Origin of the sequence: Flavihumibacter solisilvae, assembly GCF_000814475.1 — a bacterium.
GTDB lineage: Bacteria > Bacteroidota > Bacteroidia > Chitinophagales > Chitinophagaceae > Flavihumibacter > Flavihumibacter solisilvae.
Window position 1 is genome coordinate 48,884 of the sequence record NZ_JSVC01000019.1, and the last position, 22,904, is coordinate 71,787.

The following is a 22,904-nucleotide window of genomic DNA, read 5'->3' on the forward strand; positions in this document are numbered from 1 at the left end:
AAATGATTCGCTTTTTATTTATTGTGGATTAGTTTTTGACTTCTTCTGTTTTAACAGGCTTCAAAGAACCGAGATAATTCCAGATTGCTGTGAGGTCATCGTCTGACATCCTGCTGTAAGAAGACCAGGGCATATGTGAATGTTCAATAAGTTTTCCCATCCTGAAACGGGCGATGAAAATTTCTTTTGTCCAGCTATTAAGTCTTCCGGTCGCATGCGGAGTAAGATTTGGTGGCGTAAGCGTATCTTTTCCCGGCTCAATAAACGGGTTACCACCTGCAAGCGGTTCACCAACAAACTGTCCAACTCCATCCCTCTTGGTATGACATGCACCACAATTCGCAACATTAGAAACCAGGTAACGACCATATGCAGCCGAAGTGTCCGGAGTTATTGTTTTCTCCACTTTTTCAGTCGGACCAAGAGGCTTAAGAATGAAGGCCTTCAGCACTTTTCCCATCACGGTAAACTCAGGCAATGGAATTTCCTTTTTTACCGGTTTGGTTGAACGCAGGTAGGAAATTACTGCTGAAAGGTCATCATCAGTCATATGCTGGTAGGTCATGAAAGGAAGCACAACTTCACCATTTGCATGAACGCCATACCTGATGATCCTGCCGATCTCCATATCAGTATATTTTCCGATACCTGTCGCTGTATCAGAGGTGATGTTCCTCGAGTACAACTTGCCAAATGGCAGGTCAAAGAGGTAGCCGCCAGACAGTACCGGGTCAATGCCGGCCTGTAAAAGGGAATCTTTGTTTGCATCAGTACTGTGGCATGCCACGCAATGTGCGGGACCGAAAACGATATTGCGGCCACGTTCAATAACGGCGCTGTCTTTTGATGCCTTTACGAATGGAAAAGGAGCATCATACTCGAGGTGTTGTCTGAAACCGGTGGCGATGGTCACGCCGCCTACCAGGAGCAATACAATGGCTCCGAACCATTTCAGGATTTTCTTGAACATAAAAGGATAGGTTTATTGGAAGGCGAAGCTAACAGAAGCCATTAAGCGCTGCAATAAGGCAGTGTATGAACTGAGTTGGGTGAAGTATGAACTGTGCGGGAATTACCTTTTAGCGAAAAAATATCCTGAATCTTCCTTCTTCAATCATAGTGCGACGACCATCCATTGTGAACGCTGGGCCGCTGAAAGTGCCGGAGGCAAAGGCATCTGCATGAGTATATTGATCGATGTGAAGACCGAATGTTCCAGTCGAGGGAGCTTTAAATACATCAGAGGGGGTTATATTGTCATAATACAAAACTGAAACCTGCTGCGCATACAGATCCGTTTTATCCTTATCCAGGGCACTGGCCATAATAACTGTAATGATCAGGCCTGAATCCGGTGAACATGCAGATGTACCCCAGAATGTAAATGCCGTACGGTCCGGGGCGATCACTGCGCGGGTAACATTTCCGCACACGAATGCACCTTCATTTTTGAATTGCCATTTTTCGTCCCCGACAGGAATTGACACATCACAAAATGAACAGGCAGGGAATCCGACCACCGGCTGAATTACCGTATCAGGCTCGGGTTCCGGCAATGGCTGAGTGGTGTCGGCAGCAGGTCCTCTTTCATAACTATATTCCTTTGCACAACCAGGATGAATGCTGATCGCAACCCAAAGGCAAATGATGAAGGAGACTTTTTTATAACCGCTTTCCATGAATACAAATTGAGCGGATAATGGCTTATTTAAAGTTAACCAAAAAGAAATCAACAGGTTAATAGTCGCCACTTCAGGCCCACACGGTCAGGGACAATCGCTGCCGGACCTGTCAATCCAACCTGTGTTTGACCATTTATTTCCGTTATTATTTTGTAAACAAACATTTTTTCCGAATTTTATTCGGAAATATCATTAACTTTCAGAAAATATTACGGCATGGATATCAGTTTAGACCATACAGATTTACAGATCCTGGAACTGATGCAAACCAATGCCCGGATATCAAATGCGGATCTTGCAAGAGAACTTGAAATGGCTCCTTCAGCTGTCCTGGAGCGGGTAAAAAAACTGGAGCAAAAGAAAGTGATCCGCAGGTACACAACAAGCATAAACCCTGCCGCCATACAGCAAAAATTGCTGGCTTTTATTTTCATCCGGTCCTCGGAAGGATTTTCCTGCTGCACAAACACAGCGCAGTTACTGGCCCAGATCCCGGAAATCCAGGAGGTACATCATATAGCAGGTGAAGATTGTTTCCTCGTCAAGGTGCGCACCGCGGATGCGGCCTCATTAATGGACCTGATGCGAAACTCCCTGCAAAAGATCCCTAACATAGCCTCTACGAAGACTACGATTGTACTCGAAACCGTGAAAGAACAACAAGAACTGGTCATTCCAAAAAAGTAACACGTATGACAACTACTGCAAATAAAGCAGCATCGCCAATTATGGTGATGCTGGCCTTCGCTACCGTTTACATTGTATGGGGCTCTACTTACTTCTTCATCCAGAAGGCTATTCATGACATCCCGCCGCTGATGATGGGCGCAATGCGATTCATTGCCTCCGGTGGTATACTTATGTTATGGTGTATCATTAAAGGGGAAAAACTTTGGGAACCAAAACAGGTAAAGGTTGCCGTTATCAGCGGACTTATGCTGCTGCTGGTGGGTAACGGTGCGGTTATCTGGGCAGAAAAGTCTTTGCCAAGTTCACTGGTGGCCGTTTTGGTTTCATCTGCCCCTGTATGGTTTGTTGTGCTTGACAGGCCCCACCTGAAGGAAAATTTGTCGAGCCGTTCCACATTACTTGGACTTATCGTCGGTTTTGCCGGGGTTATCATGTTATTCAGTGAGCAGGCAGGAAAGGCGCTGGGAGACTCAGGCAATTCCGGGCAGGTGCTCGGATTGATAGTGCTGATCATAGGTTCCATGAGCTGGGCTGGCGGGTCTCTATATTCGAAATATAAGTCAACAGGTTCCGCAACTGTGAATACTGCCTGGCAGATGATGGCAGCGGGAATTGCATTTATTCCGGGAAGTCTTTTGAACAATGAGTGGTCCGGCTTCAATGCGCAGGCTGTATCAACCGGCGCCTGGCTGTCCGTATTGTACCTGATAGTAATGGGTTCCCTGGTCGCTTATAGCGCTTATGTATGGTTGCTGCAGGTGAGACCGGCGACCCAGGTCAGCACTTATGCATATGTAAACCCGGTAGTAGCTGTATTGCTGGGAACGATGCTGGCTGGAGAAAAAATGACTGTTTTGCAGTTGACAGGCTTAGCAATAATACTTACAAGCGTATTACTGATAAACCTGTCAAAGTACCGCAAACAGTCACTCAATATTAACGAACGTAAAACCGTCGTATCAAAAAGTAATAGGATAACAACTGCAATTGAAGAAGAAGCAGTATGTTAGGAAATTGGGCATGGATTTTAAAAACGGGCTGACACTTATTACATCATCACAGCTTCAGATACAACTTTGCTTCCATCAGTAACCCTGATACGGAATCCCTGCATGGTGATCAGATCATCATATTTAATCGGAGTATCAGCTGTAGCAAGTGTTACGGCATTTTTGCTTCCTGCACCGGTAGCACTACTTACTTCACCAAGGTCTGCGAAAACTTCGTCTTCATTGGTGTCACCGTCGATTGCAACCAACTGCACTTTCAGTTTGGATCCACTTGCGCTGAGAGATTCATCAAGAATCACTTCAACGGCTGCATTACCATTCTCAAGCTTGTTGATTTTGAAATATCCTGTTTCTGTAGAAGAAGAACTGTTAGCGAAAAGCGATTGCTGCTTAGATTCTGTAGCTACAGCTCCTGGTGCACTGATCTCTTCCTGAGCTGCAGTTGGCTCAACGACACTGTCATTCTTATTACAAGAAATTGCCATAACTGTTGACACCAATAACAGCAGGCTCATGATTGGCTTTTTCATAATAATTGAATTTTCGCTTAACAATCCAAAACAGTACCAAAAATGAATCCCGGTTGTTAAAATGTGTTAAAGGGAACGCATTTCCCCGTTATGGCCGATCGTCTGGATAAGAGGGTGAGATTACGGGGAAATTCTTGCAAAATGATCGTAGAAAAACACCTACGCATTGCGGAAATACTCCATGTAAGCAACAGCTTTCCAGGAAATCCGGTCAATTATTTTTTTTAAATTTTTTTCCGCACCAGAAGCGTAAGTATGCGCGGCACAAGCGTTTGGTCATTACCGTCAAAGAATTCATTCAGGTCAATCAAATCCATCCCGTTTCGCCGGGCAGACTGGACAAATTCTGAGATATGGTGATTGTAACATTCCAGCACCTGGGTCCCTTCTTCGGATTCAAATCTGGCCTTTGTTCCTCCATATTGTTTAAACGGATGAAGTTCACCTATATACATATAACCTCCCGGCTTAAGTGAGGCGGCTGCTTCTGAAAAGACATGTCCCAGGTCGTTAATATGTTCCAGGACGAGACTAAAACTGACGAGGTCATATAAACGGCTCCGAAAGGACCAGGGCTGCAAAATATCAGCAAGCACATAGTCTACCCTGCCAGTGCCGGTTTTTTCCCTTGCCCTGGCCATCATCTCCTCCGACTGATCCACGGCGGTTATATGACGGGCTTTTTCAAGCAGCCATAGCGTATTCTTGCCTGTCCCGCAACCTATTTCGAGGCAGTCATCAAAAGGCAGATCTTTTAAAACGAAGCGTAGTGCCTGGCCTTCAAGATCACGGGTCTTATTAATATTGGAATCGTATTGTTCAGCCCATTTATTATATGCTCGTCTTATGCTCATAAGATGTAATGTGTCCATAAAATTACGGTGGCACTCATTTAAAATTCCTTGCTTCCGGAAAAATCCTGGTCTGGATTGAAAGGCTGGTTGAGGTCTTTTTACGTTGACCGGGAGGAGCTGATTTATCATCACCCCTTGCCGGGGTATTTACTGGTATATTATCCTTCAGTGCCGGGGTCAGCTCACGAAGCAGCCTGGTATAATCGTGACAACTGCTTACAATTACATGAATAACTTCTCCAACCCGTTGCAACTTTCCCTCAACCATAATCAGGCGGGACTGTAAAATCGCTTTTCGGTAGGTTTCAAACAAATTTTGAAAAATGACCAGGTTTGCAAAACCTGATTCATCTTCGATAGTCATGAAACAAACACCACCGGCTGTACCTGGCCGTTGCCTTACCAACACCAATCCAGCAATTTTCACAGAATCGCCATCTGCAGAAGCTCCAAGATCTTTAGCTGCCATCACTCCCAACCGGCTAAGTTTATCCCTTAAAAAGCTAACGGGGTGGGCTTTAAGGCTAAGAGATGTAGTAATATAATCCTGCACGACATGCTCAGAGACCTGCATAAGTGGCAACTGGATATTTTCCACCTGGTCATCCATTGATTTTCTCCCTTCAAAGAGTCCAACCGGCCGGTCTTTTGCCGAAACTTCCCATAAGGCCTGCCGTCTGTCCAACCCCACGGACCGGAATGCATCTGCTCCGGCGAGTTTCTCAAGAACAGACAAGGAAAGCCCAAGGGTCTTTAACTGGTCAATAGTTTCATATCCCTCTCCCCTCCCTGCCAGCAAAAAGATAATATCCTCCTGGCGAAGTCCTTTAACCTGCCTGAATCCCAATCGCAAGGCACAATATTTACCGGTATTTTCTTCCAGCAGGTTATCCCACTCAGAATAATTAATATCAACAGGTCTTACCTCTACCCCATGTTTCTCCGCATCAATTACAATCTGGGAAGGCTGGTAAAATCCCATCGGCATACTGTTCAGCAAAGCACAAGCGAAAACATCCGGGTAGTAATGTTTGATCCACGAGGAGACATATACGAGTAATGCAAAACTTGCTGCATGACTTTCAGGGAACCCATAACTTCCGAAACCTTCCAGCTGTTTGAATACACGCTGTGCATATTCGGCAGAATACCCGTTCTTCAACATTCCGGTGATCAGTTTGTCTTCGAACTTTTTGACCATGCCCTGCACTTTAAAAGTTGCCATGCTCCTGCGCAGCTGGTCTGCTTCTGCAGGTGTAAACCCTGCAGCAACTATGGCGATTTTCATAGCCTGCTCCTGGAAAAGCGGAACTCCCAATGTCCGCCGGAGAATTTCTTCAAGTTCCTTTGAAGGATATTCAACAGGCTCTTCACCATTCCTTCGACGCAAATAAGGATGCACCATATCGCCCTGGATCGGTCCGGGCCGAACGATTGCCACCTCGATCACAAGGTCATAAAAATTGCGGGGCCTGAGCCTCGGAAGCATGCTTTGTTGTGCCCGGCTCTCAATCTGGAATACCCCAATAGTGTCGGCCTTGCAGATCATCTCATATACTTCAGGATCATCCTGCGGTATATTGGCAAGGGTAAGATCCAAACCGTAATGAGCTTTTGCCAGGTCAAAAGCCTTACGGATACAGGTGAGCATCCCCAGTGCAAGCACATCAATTTTCAGGAAGCCCAAAGCATCAATATCATCTTTATTCCATTCAATGCAGGTACGGTTTTCCATCCGGGCATTCAGGATCGGGCAAAGATCAGAGAGCCTGCCTTCCGTGATCACAAAACCGCCGGTATGTTGCCCCAGTTGCCTTGGAAATCCCATAAACTCCCCGGTCAACTGCAGTACTTTGCGAAGATGCCGGTCATCAGGATTCAAGCCCTGCTCCGTTAATCGTTTTCCTTCAAACCATTCCTCAGTAAATTCCCAGATGGCACCTGACAAGCGATTGATGGTATCAACAGACAGGCCCATCGCTTTGCCAACATCCCTTATAGCACCCTTCTGGTGTTGCTGGGTCACGGTAGCCACAATTGCAGCACGTTCACGCCCATATTTACGATATATATACTGAATTACTTCTTCACGCCTTTCATGTTCGAAATCAACATCAATATCCGGCGGTTCATTCCTCGCAGATGATATGAAGCGCTCAAACAGGAGATCGAACTTCGACGGATCAACAGAAGTAATACCCAGGCAGTAACAAACAGTTGAATTTGCCGCGGACCCCCGTCCCTGGCACAGGATATTCTGCTCCCTTGCATACCTGACAATATCATACACAGTCAGGAAATATTCTGCATAATTCATTTGTTCCATGAATGCAAGCTCATATTCAATGGAATCGCAGATCTTTTGTGGAATTGTATTTCCGTAACGTTCATGCGCGCCACGCCACGCAAGAAAAGTCAGTTCTTCCTGCGGCGTGCGGCCTTCAGTAGTAATTTCTTTCGGGTAATGATATTTAAGCTGGTCTAACGAAAAGCTGCAGGCTGAAATAATTTCCTGCGTGCAATTCAATGCTTCCGGATATTGACGGAACAAACGCTCCATTTCTCCTATTGGTTTCAGGTACCGCTCTGCATTAGCATGAAGCCGGTATCCTGCAGTATATATGGTACATTTCTCACGGACACAGGTAACGATATCCTGCAATTGTCTTCGCCCAGGAATGTGATAATGCACATCATTGGTTGCCACTAAGGGCAACTCAAATTCACGTGACAACTGTGCGAGGCGAAACAACTGTTTCCCGTCGTCTCCATTGTATCGCCGGGAAGCCGCAACATGAAGTTCCTTGCCGAAGGCGGATTTATATTCTCCCAAATCATTTTTAAAAGCAGCATCGAAATCAAATCCGTGGTTCAGTTTATCGGGAGGAACTATAACAAGCTTTATATCATCACTATTTCCAAACAGATCACTCTTGTATAAATGACACTGACCTTTTTCAGCCCGCAAATTGCCTGTTGTTATTATTGAACTCAACCTGGAATATGCAGCAAGTGTTGCAGGGTAAGCAAGTAAGGATGGTCCATCCAGCAGATCCAGCCGGCATGCAGGAATGATCCGGATGTTATTTGTCCTGGCAGCAGCATGCGCTCTGACAATGCCTGCAAATGAATTCCGGTCCGTAATGGCAATTTCCCTGTAACCCATCGAGGCGGCCTGCTCAACGAGTTCTTCAGGGTGTGAAGCACCGCGGAGAAAACTAAAATTTGTCGTTACCTGTAATTCAGTATATGCCATAACCACATTTGTTTATGCAAAGAATCCGTGCAGGAACCAATGTGGTGATTTATCGCCTGTATAATGACCTGACCTGAACAGCCAGTAACGTTTTCCCGTTTCATCTTCTACTGCATAGTAGTCCCTATGCTCACCTTCTTCAATCCACCATTCCTGCTCAATTCGTTCAGGGCCGTCTGCTTTTTTTATAGTGTGTAATTTCCCTTTGTGCCTAAATAACATGGGAGGATAATCCGGAATGGGTGCTGTAACTTCTATCTTTTCAGGAATGGGTAGAAGTTCAACTGGCCGGGCACGATCTGTCCTCCATTCCACCTGTGGTTGCTCTAATAGGGAACCGGCTGATTTTATTGATCTTTCCGGCCAGTAATGTGCATCAGGCAGATACCTGGTTATATGCCCGGAACCATACTTCCCAGACAGCCGGTCTATCAATTCCGACAATTGAATTCCAGCCTGGCTTCCACCGAGCTGCCACAAATCCTGTTGGACAGGTGAATTATCCTCAAATACAGGCGCTTCAAGAATAAATACCTCTACCCCTGATTCCGCATTGAAGTCCTGCAGCTTCAATTCAAACAATTTGAATAAATGAGAAACACTGGTGCTGGGTCGGGTTGTACTAATTTCAACCTGGACTGTTTTACCGTCAACCCTGAAACCTTTGAACCTGGCTGTACGCAGGCCCTTTTCTTCCTGTTGTAATTTTTCGCACAGGGTTTCCAGGAGCCTGCCCAATGCGATTTCAATTCCTCCCATTGTGGAAATAGGATCAAGGCTGTAGAGGCGTTCTTGCCATGGCTCTGCGGGCACAACCGGAATGAGATTTTCCTCCTGGTTCCCTAAGGCCATGTCGAGCCTGTCGAGGAGTAACTGACCAAACCTCCGTCGCAGTGAGGCACGTGGAATCCCCAATACCTGGCTGACCTGGCGAAGTCCAAGCTGCTGCAATAAAAGCGTATCTTCTGCCGGTAATCGCAGCGCTTCAGGAGGAAGAGGCAAAAGCGCATCAAGCTGCCTGCCCTTTTCAATGACCCGGGATCCTGATCCAAATCTTGCCATTGCCCAGGCACACCCGATGGTATCAGCCATGGCTATACGAACATCATAACCGAAATCAGAAAGCCGGCCTGCAATTGCATCGACATACCCCTGGTCGCTATTCCAGAGATGAGGGCAACCAGTTGCATCCAATAATATTCCACCAGGTAAATCAACTGCTACAAGTGGTGAAAACCGTATGCACCAAATCGCAATCCTTTTTAAGAGTTTTTCGGTGAAACCAGGTTTATCAATCAGCACTTCGAGATCCGGAACTATCGCTTTTGCATCAGCTACAACCATTCCCGCAAAAACGCCATTGCTTTCTGCAGTGAGATTGCTGGCCGTTATAACCATTCGTCCACCCGAAGCAGCACTTAAAACAAATGGCTTTATTTCAAGTTCCCGCCTGCTTCTCGTAACCCAGTCAGTTGCCAGGTGCGGAAACCATATCGCCACAAATCGCTTCTCCATAATCAACCAATTTTCCGATGAACCTCCTGTATATTTTGCGAAGACTGGGGAACAACCTTAATACCACCATCAACAAATTTCAATTGCCAGTTAAGCGGCTTACCATTCCGGATTTTCAACAGCTGAACATTCCAATGGGGAAAACCGATTCCCGGCAAACCATCTTCCGAATCTGTTGGTAAATGAGTAATCTTCCACCTGGTCACACATGCCGTTGTATTCAGGTTACGGATATTCCGCCTGATTACAAAACCGGTAACCCGGCTATCTTCAACTGCAAGCTGAAGCCGGCGTGAAGCGGTAAAACTCAGTTCCTTTACGTCCCCGATTACAGCCGCAAGTCCATCACATTTTAATGCCTCTTCCATCGCCCATAACACATCATTCTCCTTTTTCAACCGGATAAATATGATTCTTTCGGATGCAACTCCATATGTCGTGAAAGCCGGGGGAAAAAGATGACTGTTTGTACTGATCCAGACCGCAAACCTGCCACCCTGCATCAGCGATGCAAGTACTCCGGCAGTAAATCCGGTAGTAGCAGCATAGTCTTCACTTCCTGCACAAACGAATTCATGTATTACACCCAACGGGAATGACCTGCTTAATAAAGGGTCTGTGAAAGGTTTTGGAAGCACCCCGCAGTCTTTTCCATGAAAGGTCTTATACCCATTCATTGAAAAGATCTGTTCCTTTAAAGCTGCAATAATATCATCGTTAAGATCTGGCATAAGCCCGGTTTCACAATGCAATTTTACTAATTTATTTAGTATTATAAGCACATAATTATACTAAATTAATTAGATTCATAAACTGCAACTTAACGCAATGAAAGTCAAACAATTGAGTTTTCCGGACCTTGGCCAGGGTTAGGAACCATTATCTTTCCTCAGGTTCTTCAGGGCGCGGTTAAGGCTCCTCGGGGTTACACCGAGGTAGGCGGCCATATCATCCTTTGACAGGTCAATTCCGAGCCGGGACTGCAACCCAAGTATTTTCCTCAGGCCAATCTCAATTGTAAATAATTGTTGCGCTGAGGATCGGGTGCTTGTATTTACCAGACGTTCCGCAAGTTCATTTATCAACAATCTGCTGAAGGAGGTATTATTGTCGAGTAATGAGCGGAAATAAGGAACCCTTAAAGCATATACTTCCACATCTGTAACGGCTTCCACACTGCATAAGCAGGGTATATCCCTGATCACTTCAAGCTCACCGGCTACTTCTCCGGAACCAAGGAATTCAACTATGAAATCCTTTCCATTTTCTTCGCTGAGGAAACATTTTACTATACCCGTTTTAATAAACAGTACTCTTGGCAATATCATCCCCTGCTTCAATAACAGGTTTCCCTTCGTGTATGTCTTTAAGGTAATTTCTTCTTTACGATCCTGCTCATCATAAAGCTGAGTGATTAACGCCAGGAAATTCAGGTTGGTTCTTAGCATAGATTATAAGTGCCGGGACAAATGTCCTTTTCAGGGAGATGCTGAAATGCGATTTTTGCTTTGTAAAAAGTACAAAATAACAATGAGGGACAAAATAAAAGTCATTGCTTTTGACGCAGATGACACGCTATGGGTAAATGAGCCTTTTTTCCATGAAACAGAAGAGAAGTTCTGTGCGCTGCTCGAAGATTACCTGCCACATCACAGCATTTCGCAGGAGCTCTTCAAAACGGAAATGCAGAATCTTCATTTATATGGTTATGGTGTAAAAGGATTCATGTTATGTATGATTGAGACCATCAATCGGGTGTCCAACGGCACCGCATCGATCCGGCTTGTAACTGAAGCCATTCAACTGGGCAAGGAACTGCTGGAGAAACCTATTGAGTTGCTCGACGGTGTGCAGGAAGTACTTTCAGCATTGCAAGGCCAATACAGGCTGGTAGTCGCCACCAAAGGTGACCTCCTCGACCAGGAAAGGAAGCTGAAAAAATCCAACCTGCAGAATTATTTCCATCACATTGAAATAATGAGCGACAAACAGGCTGGCGATTACAGGAAGTTGTTGCGCCACCTGGATTGTGAGCCGGCAAATTTCCTGATGCTGGGGAATTCTATAAAGTCAGATATTTTGCCGGTACTGGAACTGGAAGGATTTGCAGGTCATATCCCCTATCATACCACCTGGGCACATGAACGGTATGACAATGAGCTTGAGCACCCGAATCTTCTCCGGTTAAACACATTGTCTGATATCCTGCAATTTGTTGACCGTTCCCTAGATTAGTTTCCACCCGGGACAATCCCGGTTTGCACAGGTACCTTTATGAAGCTTTCACTTGACCAGTGGATCTGCATTGGCACACCTGCATCGAGGACACTTTCATCATTTACGTCTTTTCCGCTACCGTAATTAACCACCTCAAATGGATGCTTGTTCACGTTGAGCACAATGACAAGCCTGCTGCCCTTACTGAATTTCCGGCTGGTGATCCGCGTATTGCTGATTGGTATATTTACTTCCTTACCTGGAACAAGCAATTGTCTCCTGCTGTTTTGTCCCGCATAACTCGCCCTCCCAAGGTAACGGGTGAGATAGAAATACCGGCCATCCGGCATCTGCTCGTAGAAGGCGATGGAAATATCCATATCCTTTTTGTTCACCATTACTTTCAACCGGCCGGAAAAAGCACCGTTGAGCAATACCGGTTCCCGGAAGGCAGGTGATACAAACACGAGACCGCCACCTGGTTCAAGTGTTTCGTTGATGATGAGTGGCGTAAAATAATTATTATGATTCACCCGGTCGCGGAAATCAACCTGCTGGTCGAATGTAAGTGCAGGTAACGGCTTCGATTGTTCGAGGCTGTTAAAACGTCCTTCCTGCGAGCTTCCGAGATAATAAGTCAGGGTATCGTTGCTCATCGCTTCCAGTGTGGGTGCGTGTCCCCATTGGTTCGCTCCCATGATCTCGTAGTTAATACGGTCTTTCAGGATGGATGGTCGCGGCGCACCCTTCAGGATATGATCGAGCCAATCAAACGCTATATCTACCATATTCAGGCGGGCGGCACTGTCAACGGCATAACCCATCAGCGTATCCGCAAACCGTCTTTGACCGCCCCAATGATCATAGGGACCGATCACAAGGTAATGTTCAGCATGGCTGTTGAACTGGTTGTGCCGTTTATAGTATTCCAGCGCACTGATGGCGCAGCCATCATAATACCCGGTTGTGGTTAGGACTGGGATATTGATTTGTCCGTATTGAGACGGGGAAGGCGCGAATGACTGCCAGTATTGATCATATGCTGGATGACGCAACCATTGTTGAAAAATAGGATTCTTTCTTCCGGCGAGACTATCTAGCCGCCGGTATGGAATTCCCTTTTCAAACCATGTAAAAAGAAGATCCCCGTTCAGGCGCGGCAATTTGTAAATGTTGTCGTGGGACCAGCTTAAAATATGTCCAAGCGGAATGTTGTTTTCCATTGGAAAATCGAAACCGGGCATTACCGGCACTTGTGGTACAATCGTTTTGAGGGCCGGATGAAAACGGCTTGCTGCTGCCCATTGAACGTAGCCGGTATAACTGCCACCATACATTCCTATCTTCCCGTTACACCATTTCTGCCTGCTGATCCAGTCTATTACGTCGTAAGCATCATTCCCGTCATTTACGAATGGTATATAATCCGCCAGGTCTGAGCGGATTCCCCTGCAATAAGCAAGCACGCCAACATATCCCTTCAATGCTGCACGACGGGCTACATTGGTATCACCCGGTCCCATGTAGTAGGTGGTATAAAACAATACTGCGGGAAGTGGCTCCCTTATAGCCGGGTCCGTTACAATAATGGCTGAAACATATTTACCATTACGAAGCGGGATCCGAACCGAATCACGAACCAACAACTCGCGGTCCTGGGCAAAACATGGAAAGCTATTAATAACGGAAGCGAATAGTATTGACTGAAAAAGAAGGGAAAACAGTGACTTCATGTTTTAAAATACTCTATCCGTATCAAATTCCACGGACAATTCTTCGACACTGCCAAAAATCATCTGCACGCCGCCGGGTGCGAACTTACTAAAATCAGTGACCATAGCCTTTCCTTCCGGCGAATCCAATGAATGCTGCAGGGAGTGCTGATCAACGAAATAAAGTTCAGACATCCTGTAAAAGGGAGGCTTTTCGCCTGATGGATTACTTACAAAGTTGGTCAGCTCCATTTTCAGGTATCCCTCGAGCCTTTCGGCAAGGGGTAAGTGCGTTTCGAGGAAATACTTGTCAAACGCGGCTGCATCGGCAGGCTGGCTGTACAAAAGAGTTACTTTATACATGGCAATTCCCTCCGTTGGTGTTGTTATATAATTTACGTTCATTTATCGGAAAAATCAATAAAATTTGAGTCCACGGCTTTGTAGATTATAACTTTGTACCAATAACTTCCAGCTATGAAGGAGGTAATTAACTGTGCTGCTTATTCCAATGGCATCAGGGTACCTGATTTCGATATTAATCACCTGGATGATCCCATTTTTGAAACGCAATTTGTATGGGTCGGACTACATGAACCGGGCGAAAAAACCCTTGAACTTTTCCAGAGACACTTCGATCTCCACGATCTTGCGGTGGAAGATGCGCACAACGCCCACCAACGGCCAAAGATCGAACGATACGGTGAAACTCTTTTCATTGTCCTCCGAACAGCCCAGGTCAATCAATTGCAGCACAAGATCGATTTTGGCGAAACGCATTTCTTTATCGGGAGCCATTTTTTACTTACAGTACGCCATGGCTCATCAATTTCCTATTCGGATGTCCGCAGCCGCTGTGAAAGCATGCCATCACAACTTCGCATAGGCCAGGGGTTTGCGCTTTATGCAGTCATGGATGCGATCGTTGACCAGTATTTCCCGGTAGTGGAAGCACTTGAAGAAGAACTGTTGTCGATCGAGGATAAAGTGTTTGCAGATAAGCCATCCCGGGAAACGACACACGATATATATGTGCTGAAAAGACAGATGCTGGAAGTGAAAAGAGCAGTCTCCCCGCTTGTCGACATTTGCAACCGGCTGATGCGATATGACAACTCATTTATTTCCGCTGATACGCAACCATATTTCCGGGACATTTATGATCATGCCCTCCGGATCAATGAGATGGTTGACCATGCGCGTGAACTGCTCAACACTGCGTTAGAAGCCAACTTCTCCCTCATTTCTATTTCGCAGAACGATATTTCCAAAAAGTTTGCGGGCTGGGCCGCCATCATCGCTGTTCCTACGATGGTAGCAGGTTTTTATGGCATGAACTTCAAATTCATGCCGGAGCTGACCTGGCAATATGGATACCCGGTTGTGGTAACCGGCACTATTGTAGCATGCCTGCTTATCTACCTTTTATTCCGGCGTTCCGGCTGGTTGTAATTATTTGCAATGAAATGCAGCCGGAAGTGCAAGGTGTTCATCAACCGATTTCCTGCTGATTTCGATCTGCGGTTTACTTTCCGCAACAGAAACTTCCAATACTTTACGATTGAATGAATCAGTAAAAGGAACAAAACGCGAAGCCACATTACCCTGGAGATGCTGATTCATATCAAGCACTTTTGAACCGGAATTACAATCAAAGCGAAAACTCTCGAAAGGCAAATTCTTGATCTCCTGGTAACCATCAGTTCTGAATGAGATCCGCCTGTTGGCAATATCATAAACGATACTCCACTTCGTAAACCCTTGCTGGGAAACATTCTCCAGTATACTGAATGCATAGTCTACAGGAGCCACATCTATTCTCCGGACATTGTAATCACGGATCATTGAACATGCTTTGGCAAAACGCTGCAAAGAATTATCCTGGAAGTCAAAGCTTGAATTTCCCTGTTGAATATTTGCCGTGGTAACTGATTTGGCAGATTGCTCATAGGTACTGTTGGTCAATACAGGGAAAGGAAGATCTTTTCCGGTGTGAACGGTCAGCCTTCCACCATAAAATTCAATAGTTGCGGCATTTCCCTGTGCGTCGGCTACCAGGTAGTGCAGTGGAGGATTATCCTGTGAAATCCGGATCAATCTGTCTGAAGACAGAACTTCTGCCACGGTGGAATAGTTGTCCAGCTGGAACTGGATCCACTGCAACACACCAAGCGCAGGTCGTTCGTCTGCTTCAGGATATTGCGTTCCGTCGGCCCACATCAGTTCAACAACCAATCCTGTTTCATTCATCCCACCGGTGGGAAATTCTTTTCCATACTGGTTGAAAGTGATGCTCCCGTATTTCGAAGTCCATTTTAAGGGTGATTTATCTGTAGACAGCAGGGACGATTTCGACAATCCGCTCAGGTTAGTTGTAACAAATCCCGATCCCGTTACCCAGTCATAATTGCGGCCAAAAACCAGTTGACCATTCCTTTTTATGAGAAATGTTGTACAAGCTATTGATTGTGTACTTTGGAGTAACATCCAGCAGATGCAAAAAATGATTACCCTTTTCATGTTTCCGCTTTTTAAGGTTTATCCAGTTCTCCAAGCAGGTTATCAATATCCAGCGCCATCGTATACATGTACAAAGATCCATCTTCTTTTTTAGGCCACTGATCCTTAGGCCGGTCCCAATATAATTCTACGCCGTTATCATCCGGGTCATTAAGGTAAAGGGCTTCAGAAACTCCATGATCAGCTGCACCTGTGAGCGTAATTCCTGCAAGGTTCAGGCGATTAAGCGCCACGGCAAGATCCCGCCGGTTGGGATAAAGTATGGCTACGTGAAAGAGGCCGGCATTATGAAGCGGCGCGGGCTTTGCGTCTTTGCTATACCAGGTATTCAGCCCGATGTGATGGTGATACCCACCGGCTGAAATAAATGCTGCCTGGTCGCCATACATAGTAGTGAGCTCAAACCCAAGTACATCGCAATAAAATTTCAACGACCTGGGCAGGTCGGCTACTTTCAGGTGTACGTGTCCGATGGTCGTACGCGCAGGAACTTTATACTGATTATCCATACCTGAATTTACCAAATTACCCACAGATCAACCCCTGGTCCCGGTTTCGGGATAGGTTTCATTCAGCAGCGCTTCAAGCCGGTCAAAGTTCTGTTCATTTGCGTCAACTGCATATTTGCTCACCTTATCCCTTTCCTGGGCAGTATTGAATATCATCCTGAAGGTCAGCAGCGTATCCTCATGGTGGTGATCAAAGCTGGCAATCACGCGGAACGGGGGATTGGAAATATGATCGAGGACTATTCTCTCCGGAACAATGATCTCAATAAACCTGCTGTGGTTGGAATAATTTCCACCTTCCGGGCCATGCATGATAAACTTCCAGTCCCCACCCTGCCTGAAATCAAATTCATGAAATGTGTTGGTAAACCCTTTGGGGCCCCACCACCGCGCAAGCAAATGCGGATCGGACCAGGCAGTGAACAGCAGGTCACGGCCGATTCTGAAAATCCTTGAAGAAACAATCTCCCTGTCGGCAGTTGTTTCATGATCATTCAGGCTATTCATACTAAAAGATTATAGTTTCAGAACGACTTCTTTTCAATTTTTTCGTGCTGCTTCAGGTAAACCGGCAAAGCTGCAGACCCATACCATTCAAACAGCTCGGCATCCAGCAGCTTCTGTTCAACAGCGGGATCGGTCTTCAGTAATTCTTTCGCTTCAGCGATTGACCTGACGTCAAGAATAAAAATTCCGCGATATGCTTTTTCATTTTTTTTGAGCGGACCGGCTACTACAAGTTTATTTTCTGCAGCGAGCCTGTTGATATTTTCGAGGTGACCCCTGAACAGGCTGTCAGTAAGTTGTTTTGATGCGCTGGTATTTGTCCCGGTTTTCAGGATGACGAGCACATATAATTTCATCCCGTAATCATCGCCGCCCAATGAATCGGCAAGTTGCTTATCATATTTGGGGTTCGTGGATTGTGCCTGGGCATTGATGAAAAACAGTGCAGCAGCGAATATTAAAAGCATTTGTCTCATACAGCAGTACAGGTTTTATTATTTGATTACAATATCGAACTTCTCCAACAGAGCGAGAACACCAGGCACAGAAAATACAGCTTTCTTTATTTTATTTTTTTCCGGATCAATTGAAAAGTTGAAGGAAGTACGCAAGTCAGCTTTCTCCAGTAAGGTGTTCTCAAATCGGGTGTTATGCAGGTCACAGCTCTCAAAAACGGAACCACTAAGATCAGCTTCTGTAAAATCTGCTTCATGAATGGTGCAAACTGAAAACCGCGCCTTCTTTAAACTTCGCTTGTAAAAGGAAGAATAATTCAGGATACACTTTTCAAAACTGACGGAAAACAGGACCGTGTTGCATGGTTCGAAATTAGCGCCCTGGAGTTTGCAATCAACAAACTTAATATCATTAAAAGCGGTGTTGTTAAGTTTTACCATGCTCATGTTACAACCGCTGAACTCACATTCTGTAAACTGTAGTCCGGACAGGTCAGCTTCAGAAAAATCACAGTCTACAAACCTGCACAACTCATATGAACCAGCCGGAATCCGCTTTTCTTTATAGTTGATCGATTCAAAAGTTTCGTCTTCAAAATATCCGTTACCCATAGTATTATTTTTTCAGCATCCTGTCCAATAGGTTATAGCGGGCTGCATTTTTATCCTGTATGAGCTTAGTATCGGAATCAATTACCATTAAGTTGACATTTTCCGAAGTACCTACATCGGGCCATAAGGGTAGCCCGAAACCGTTTGGATCACCCGTACTGATGAAATTGACGAAATAGGTCTGCAGGATCACTGAAACTTTATAATCCTCCGGCTGCCAGTCGAACACATTGTTTAGCGGAAGATTTCCCATTGCATATTCAATTTCAGCTGAGTGAACTGCTCCTTTATCAGTCGCGTCTGGCTTCCCCTTGCGCAGAGCAGGACGGGGCCTGGCATACAGGTACCGATATACCTGTTTCGACCCGGCTTTACGATGCATACTGATCCATTTCCAGGTACTGAAACCAATGAACCTGTCACCGGCAAGATCCGTGGCAACCTGTTCTACCTGCTGGTCGGAAGCAGCCTGGTACACCTGTAAAACTTCTGTTGCATTTTCACCATATGCTTTTTGAACTGCTTTCTTATAGGATTCGACGGTTGGCTTCTCATTTCCGACTAAAGCCTGGTAACTCATTTCCTGCGAATTCCATCCCGCGAGTAATGGTACTTTAGCCTGCTCTCCCTGTCGAAAGATCTCAAACGGGTCTTTGGGAAAAAAACGTCCATCTACCGTTATAGGAAACCGGAAAGGGTTGAATGTTGCAGCAAGGGCAAGCAATTTGTCAGCCGGGATTTTCCTGAGGTCTTCCAGGGCAGACACGCCAGTTGTTTTAGCAAACTCCACTCCCCTTTGTTCCCCAACTGAAAGCGGAACAGCAGACAGTGTTCCCAGGACCGATCCGCTCTCCCCGATTGCCCGGGCGAATAAGCCCTTTGATAGCGGGGAGGCCATTTGTGCACTAACCGAAATAGAGCCGGCAGATTCACCTGCGATGGTCACCTTTGAAGGATCGCCACCAAAGGCTGCTATGTTTTTGTTGACCCATTGTAACGCAGCAGCCTGGTCCATCAGGCCATAGTTACCTGAACCCTGGTGGGTTGATTCTTTGCTTAATCCGGGGTGCGCATAGAAACCGAATATGCCTAACCGGTAATTGACAGTGACTGAAACAATACCTTTCCGGGCCATGTTTTCCCCGTCGTATCGCGGCTCGGAACCATCTCCTGCCACAAAACCACCACCATAAAAATACACGAGCACAGGAAGCCGGTCTGAAGGAGATTTTGCCGGAGTCCAGACATTGAGGTAGAGACAATCTTCGCTTATTGAGTCAGAACGGAACACCATGTCACCGAATACCTGTGTCTGCATGGCACGGGATCCAAACCTGTCCGCTTTTCGGATTCCAGTCCAGCTTTTTACAGCCTGCGGTTCGCGCCAGCGAAGTGGACCGACTGGCGGAGCAGCATAAGGCATTCCTTTGAATATACTTATACCGGAACTGTTTACACCTTCTACAATACCATTGGCCGTTTTTACCCGGGGTTCGGAATCGGAAAAGCCCTGCGCAATTGCAGCATTACATACAATTACACAGGCGATCAATGCAGGAATTAGTTTCATGTCAACAAATTAACGCAAAGAAGCGAATGTTGACTTGGGGGTCATTCCTTGCAGCCAAATAACTCACAGAGTTTTTGCTGCAATTCTTCTCCCCTTAAATTCTTTCCAATGATCTTACCATCAGGATCAATCAGGAAGTTCTGCGGAATAGACTGGATGCGATACATAACGGCAACTTCATTTTGCCAGTATTTCAGGTCACTGACATGGGTCCAGGTCAACTGGTCGTCAGCAATTGCCCTGAGCCATTTTTCGCGATTATTGTCGAGGGATACACCGAGGATGGTAAAATTTTTGGAACGGAATTTATCAAATGCTGCCACGATGTTCGGATTTTCTTTCCGGCAGGGACCACACCAGCTTGCCCAAAAATCAACAAGCACGTACTTACCCCGGAATGAAGACAATGTAACAGGTTTGCCGGTCGTATCTGCCTGCACAAAATCCATTGCCGGTAAACCTACTTTCCCAATCTTGCTTACTGCAACCCTTTCAGCAACAAATTTGCCGTAAAAGCTATTCTGTACTTCGGGCGTCATTGCATTCAGGCTCTTTTCAACGACGTCATAATTTTCGATTACCTGGGCTATTGTAGCCCACATAAACGGGGCGATATTCTGGTCGCGGTGGTCGGCTGCAAATTTTTCACCAGCTGCGGAAATCTGTCCAACCAGGGTTTTATATTCAGCCATGAGGCTGTCATTTATACCAAGCCTGTTGACAGTTTCGCTAAGTTTTGCATACCGGCGGAAATATGGTTCAAACACCTGTTGCAGTTTCCTGAATGAATCGTTGGAAGGCGAGCCGTTAAGCTGAATCATTTGCAGGTTAGCAAGATCACCCGACAGCGTCATCTGCGTATTATCGAGAAATAACATGCTTTTTTTCTCCCCGGGCAGGAAGGCAAGGTTATACAGTTTGCATTCCGGTAAACTGCCTTTCATGAGGAAGGTATTGTTCCGGGAAATTGCAGAAGCTATTGTGTCACCAGGTACATCAGGATTTACCAGCACCACGCGGGATTTATCGGCAAGACCGGTGATGGTACCCTTTATTTCGAATGTTTTTTCCTGGGCAGATGCAAGTACAGGCAAAAAAGCAATAAGGATGTATAGTATTTTCATATCGGAGCCGAATTTATTTGGAATGCCTGTCTTTCAGGATTTCAATCACATCCTGCAAGCTAAAACCTTTGGCGTTAAGCAAAAGCAAATAGTGGAATAGCAGGTCAGCCGATTCATTGAGGAAAAGCTGATCGTTATTATCTTTTGCTTCTATCACCATTTCCACAGCTTCCTCGCCAACTTTCTGGGCAATCTTATTCAGGCCTTTGGAGAAGAGGTTCGCGACATAACTCTGAGTGGGACTGGCCTGTTTCCGGAGGTCAATTATATCTTGCAGGTAGAACAGGAAATCTTCGGAATGATTCCGTTCGCTCCAGCAGGTATCGGCCCCGGTATGGCAGGTGGGTCCGAGGGGGTGGGCCTTGATAAGCAGCGTATCGTGGTCACAATCGACAGCTATGCTCTTGAGTTCCAGGAAATTACCACTTTCCTCCCCTTTCGTCCAGAGTCGCTGCTTTGACCTGCTGTAGAAAGTTACTTTACCCGTAGATTCTGTCCGGTGAAGGGCTTCCTCGTTCATAAAACCCAGCATCAGTACTTTCTGGGTCTGATTATCCTGTACAATGGCTGGAACCAGCCCGTCCGCATATTTTCCAAATTCAACTTTCATGGTCCAAAATTAAAAGCCTGGGTGATTTAAAGTTCAGCTCTCCTTACCTGGATGCCTTTTTGGTATAATTCTGATTTCAGGTCCGGAATCGAGATCTCCTTAAAATGAAAAATACTGGCTGCGAGGGCGGCATCGGCGTGAGCTGTTTCAAAAACGTCTACAAAATGACTGATGGTTCCGCCTCCGCCACTGGCAATTACCGGAACCTGGAGTGAATTGGCCAGTTCACTGGTAATGTCAAGGGCAAATCCCTGTTTTGTTCCATCGTGATTCATGGAAGTGAGAAGGATCTCGCCGGCGCCCCGGCTTACTGCCTCACGGGCCCAGTCGATACATTTCATGTCCGTTTTTGTCCGGCCACCGTTAAGGTACACGTACCATTGCCCATCGTCTTCGAGCCGGGTATCGATGGCCAGGACAACGCACTGGCTCCCGAATTCCTTTTCGAGCTCCGATATCAATTCAGGCCTTTTGAAAGCTGCGGTATTTACCGAGATCTTATCCGCACCATTCTGAAGCAATACTCGAACATCATCCACGCTGCTGATACCGCCGCCAACCGTAAACGGGATATTGATCTGCTGACTGATCCTGTTCACCAATTCACTGAGTGTCCGGCGTTTTTCCACTGTAGCAGTAATATCGAGGAATACCAGCTCGTCCGCTCCCTGTTCGGCGTAATGCCGCCCCAGATCCACCGGGTCGCCTGCATCCCGCAGTTCAACAAAATTTGTTCCTTTAACTGTCCGGCCATCCTTTATGTCCAGGCAGGGTATGATTCTCTTTGTAAGCAAGATTATTATTTTAAATCTGTGTCTTCAACAGGGTTAATTCTTTAAGCGAAATACGGCCTTCATAAATCGCTTTACCTACAATTACACCAGAACACCCGGTTTCTGCAAGACGATAAAGGTCGTCAACATTGCTGACTCCGCCGCTGGCTATGAAATGCAGGCCGGGAAATTCTTTCAGTATATTTTTATAAAGGTCAAGCGATGGTCCTTCAAGCTTGCCATCTTTGCTTACATCGGTGCAAAATATTTGCTCCACACCATGTTCCAGGTATTTTCGGATGAAGTCATAAACCCAAACGTCTGTCGTTTCCAACCAGCCGCTTATGGCAATCTTTTCATCTTTCACATCTGCGCCAAGAAGAAATTTATCAGCACCATATTTTTCCAGCCACGATACAAAAACCGCTTCTGATTTTACCGCCAGGCTCCCAATAGTGGCCATTGCTGCGCCGGAGTTCAGCACAATATCCAGGTCAGCTTCCTGCTTGATGCCACCGCCAAAATCGATTACAAGTGAAGTTTTTCCCGCTATCTTTTCCAGTATCTTCCAGTTCTTCACGGCTCCTGCCTTAGCTCCGTCAAGATCCACGAGGTGCAGCCTGCTGAGACCCGCATCTTCAAATTGTTTAGCGACTTCGAGCGGGTTTTCGTTGTAAATGGTTTTTTGGGAATAGTCCCCCTGCGTGAGCCGCACGCATTTTCCATCAATTATATCTATCGCGGGAATAATTACCATC

24 protein-coding genes are annotated in these 22,904 nt (G+C 46.0%); 4 read left to right on the top strand and 20 right to left on the bottom strand.

Going from position 1 to position 22,904, the window contains the following annotated elements; all coding sequences use genetic code 11:
- Nucleotides 1-28 precede the first annotated feature (28 nt).
- Together OI18_RS16590 and OI18_RS16595 are read right to left on the bottom strand one after the other, a co-directional pair.
- The gene (locus OI18_RS16590; protein WP_039141843.1) at nt 29-970 is read right to left on the bottom strand and encodes a cytochrome c; all 942 of its coding nucleotides are present in this window, start codon (nt 968-970) and stop codon (nt 29-31) included.
- 109 nt (nt 971-1,079) lie between these two features.
- The gene (locus OI18_RS16595; RefSeq protein ID WP_039141846.1) at nt 1,080-1,679 is read right to left on the bottom strand and encodes a hypothetical protein; all 600 of its coding nucleotides are present in this window, start codon (nt 1,677-1,679) and stop codon (nt 1,080-1,082) included.
- A gap of 219 nt (nt 1,680-1,898) precedes the next feature.
- Between OI18_RS16595 and OI18_RS16600 the strand changes: the two genes are divergently transcribed.
- Nucleotides 1,899-2,369: an Lrp/AsnC family transcriptional regulator gene (locus OI18_RS16600; RefSeq protein WP_039141847.1), complete on the top strand. Its 471-nt coding sequence runs from the start codon at nt 1,899-1,901 to the stop codon at nt 2,367-2,369.
- Between the two features lie 5 nt (nt 2,370-2,374).
- Nucleotides 2,375-3,382: an EamA family transporter gene (locus OI18_RS16605; RefSeq protein ID WP_052273315.1), complete on the top strand. Its 1,008-nt coding sequence runs from the start codon at nt 2,375-2,377 to the stop codon at nt 3,380-3,382.
- Nucleotides 3,383-3,420: 38 nt separating this feature from the next.
- Here OI18_RS16605 and OI18_RS16610 read toward each other — a convergent pair whose 3' ends face one another.
- The 6 genes from OI18_RS16610 to OI18_RS16635 all read right to left on the bottom strand — a co-directional run bounded on the left by OI18_RS16610 (nt 3,421) and on the right by OI18_RS16635 (nt 10,985).
- Nucleotides 3,421-3,912 (bottom strand): hypothetical protein, encoded by a 492-nt coding sequence (locus OI18_RS16610; protein WP_039141849.1) that lies wholly within the window; start codon nt 3,910-3,912, stop codon nt 3,421-3,423.
- A gap of 224 nt (nt 3,913-4,136) precedes the next feature.
- The gene (locus OI18_RS16615; RefSeq protein WP_039141850.1) at nt 4,137-4,766 is read right to left on the bottom strand and encodes a class I SAM-dependent methyltransferase; all 630 of its coding nucleotides are present in this window, start codon (nt 4,764-4,766) and stop codon (nt 4,137-4,139) included.
- A gap of 34 nt (nt 4,767-4,800) precedes the next feature.
- The gene (locus tag OI18_RS16620; RefSeq protein ID WP_039141852.1) at nt 4,801-8,022 is read right to left on the bottom strand and encodes an error-prone DNA polymerase; all 3,222 of its coding nucleotides are present in this window, start codon (nt 8,020-8,022) and stop codon (nt 4,801-4,803) included.
- A gap of 12 nt (nt 8,023-8,034) precedes the next feature.
- Nucleotides 8,035-9,537, bottom strand: a complete 1,503-nt coding sequence (locus OI18_RS16625) for a Y-family DNA polymerase (protein WP_039141854.1) — start codon at nt 9,535-9,537, stop codon at nt 8,035-8,037.
- Nucleotides 9,538-9,539: 2 nt separating this feature from the next.
- Nucleotides 9,540-10,268 (bottom strand): ImuA family protein, encoded by a 729-nt coding sequence (locus tag OI18_RS16630; protein ID WP_039141856.1) that lies wholly within the window; start codon nt 10,266-10,268, stop codon nt 9,540-9,542.
- A gap of 138 nt (nt 10,269-10,406) precedes the next feature.
- Complete coding sequence (locus OI18_RS16635) at nt 10,407-10,985, bottom strand: Crp/Fnr family transcriptional regulator (protein ID WP_039141858.1); 579 nt, start codon at nt 10,983-10,985, stop codon at nt 10,407-10,409.
- An 82-nt stretch (nt 10,986-11,067) separates the two neighbouring features.
- On the opposite strand from OI18_RS16635, the gene OI18_RS16640 reads away from it, so the two are divergent.
- On the top strand, nt 11,068-11,772 hold the full coding sequence (locus OI18_RS16640) for an HAD family hydrolase (protein WP_039141859.1): 705 nt from the start codon (nt 11,068-11,070) through the stop codon (nt 11,770-11,772).
- Here OI18_RS16640 and OI18_RS16645 read toward each other — a convergent pair.
- Nucleotides 11,769-13,487 (bottom strand): CocE/NonD family hydrolase, encoded by a 1,719-nt coding sequence (locus OI18_RS16645; RefSeq protein ID WP_039141861.1) that lies wholly within the window; start codon nt 13,485-13,487, stop codon nt 11,769-11,771. The genes OI18_RS16640 and OI18_RS16645 overlap by 4 nt on opposite strands.
- A gap of 3 nt (nt 13,488-13,490) precedes the next feature.
- Nucleotides 13,491-13,871, bottom strand: coding sequence for an EthD family reductase (locus tag OI18_RS16650; protein ID WP_052273316.1), 381 nt, complete (start codon nt 13,869-13,871; stop codon nt 13,491-13,493).
- 72 nt (nt 13,872-13,943) lie between these two features.
- Between OI18_RS16650 and corA the strand changes: the two genes are divergently transcribed.
- Nucleotides 13,944-14,918 (top strand): magnesium/cobalt transporter CorA, encoded by a 975-nt coding sequence (gene corA, locus OI18_RS16655; protein WP_039141862.1) that lies wholly within the window; start codon nt 13,944-13,946, stop codon nt 14,916-14,918.
- Here the strand turns inward: corA and OI18_RS16660 are convergent, their stop codons facing one another.
- Genes OI18_RS16660 through hisA form a run of 10 tightly spaced genes read right to left on the bottom strand, consistent with a single transcriptional unit; the run spans nt 14,919 to nt 22,903 of the window.
- Nucleotides 14,919-15,986 (bottom strand): linear amide C-N hydrolase, encoded by a 1,068-nt coding sequence (locus tag OI18_RS16660; protein WP_082038013.1) that lies wholly within the window; start codon nt 15,984-15,986, stop codon nt 14,919-14,921.
- An 11-nt stretch (nt 15,987-15,997) separates the two neighbouring features.
- Nucleotides 15,998-16,495, bottom strand: a complete 498-nt coding sequence (locus OI18_RS16665; RefSeq protein ID WP_039141866.1) for a VOC family protein — start codon at nt 16,493-16,495, stop codon at nt 15,998-16,000.
- Nucleotides 16,496-16,522: 27 nt separating this feature from the next.
- Nucleotides 16,523-17,002: an SRPBCC family protein gene (locus OI18_RS16670; RefSeq protein WP_039141867.1), complete on the bottom strand. Its 480-nt coding sequence runs from the start codon at nt 17,000-17,002 to the stop codon at nt 16,523-16,525.
- Nucleotides 17,003-17,019: 17 nt separating this feature from the next.
- Nucleotides 17,020-17,478: a YciI family protein gene (locus tag OI18_RS16675; protein ID WP_039141869.1), complete on the bottom strand. Its 459-nt coding sequence runs from the start codon at nt 17,476-17,478 to the stop codon at nt 17,020-17,022.
- 18 nt (nt 17,479-17,496) lie between these two features.
- Entirely contained in the window at nt 17,497-18,069 is a 573-nt protein-coding gene (locus OI18_RS16680) for a pentapeptide repeat-containing protein (protein ID WP_039141871.1), read from the bottom strand.
- Between the two features lie 4 nt (nt 18,070-18,073).
- Nucleotides 18,074-19,639, bottom strand: coding sequence for a carboxylesterase/lipase family protein (locus tag OI18_RS16685; protein WP_039141872.1), 1,566 nt, complete (start codon nt 19,637-19,639; stop codon nt 18,074-18,076).
- Between the two features lie 41 nt (nt 19,640-19,680).
- Nucleotides 19,681-20,763, bottom strand: coding sequence for a TlpA disulfide reductase family protein (locus OI18_RS24290; protein ID WP_072039034.1), 1,083 nt, complete (start codon nt 20,761-20,763; stop codon nt 19,681-19,683).
- A 13-nt stretch (nt 20,764-20,776) separates the two neighbouring features.
- A complete protein-coding gene (hisIE, locus tag OI18_RS16695; RefSeq protein ID WP_039141873.1) occupies nt 20,777-21,373 on the bottom strand; it encodes a bifunctional phosphoribosyl-AMP cyclohydrolase/phosphoribosyl-ATP diphosphatase HisIE in 597 nt (198 codons plus the stop codon).
- Between the two features lie 26 nt (nt 21,374-21,399).
- A complete protein-coding gene (gene hisF / locus OI18_RS16700; protein ID WP_039141874.1) occupies nt 21,400-22,167 on the bottom strand; it encodes an imidazole glycerol phosphate synthase subunit HisF in 768 nt (255 codons plus the stop codon).
- A gap of 10 nt (nt 22,168-22,177) precedes the next feature.
- Nucleotides 22,178-22,903, bottom strand: a complete 726-nt coding sequence (hisA, locus tag OI18_RS16705) for a 1-(5-phosphoribosyl)-5-[(5-phosphoribosylamino)methylideneamino]imidazole-4-carboxamide isomerase (protein ID WP_039141875.1) — start codon at nt 22,901-22,903, stop codon at nt 22,178-22,180.
- Nucleotide 22,904 lies beyond the last annotated feature (1 nt).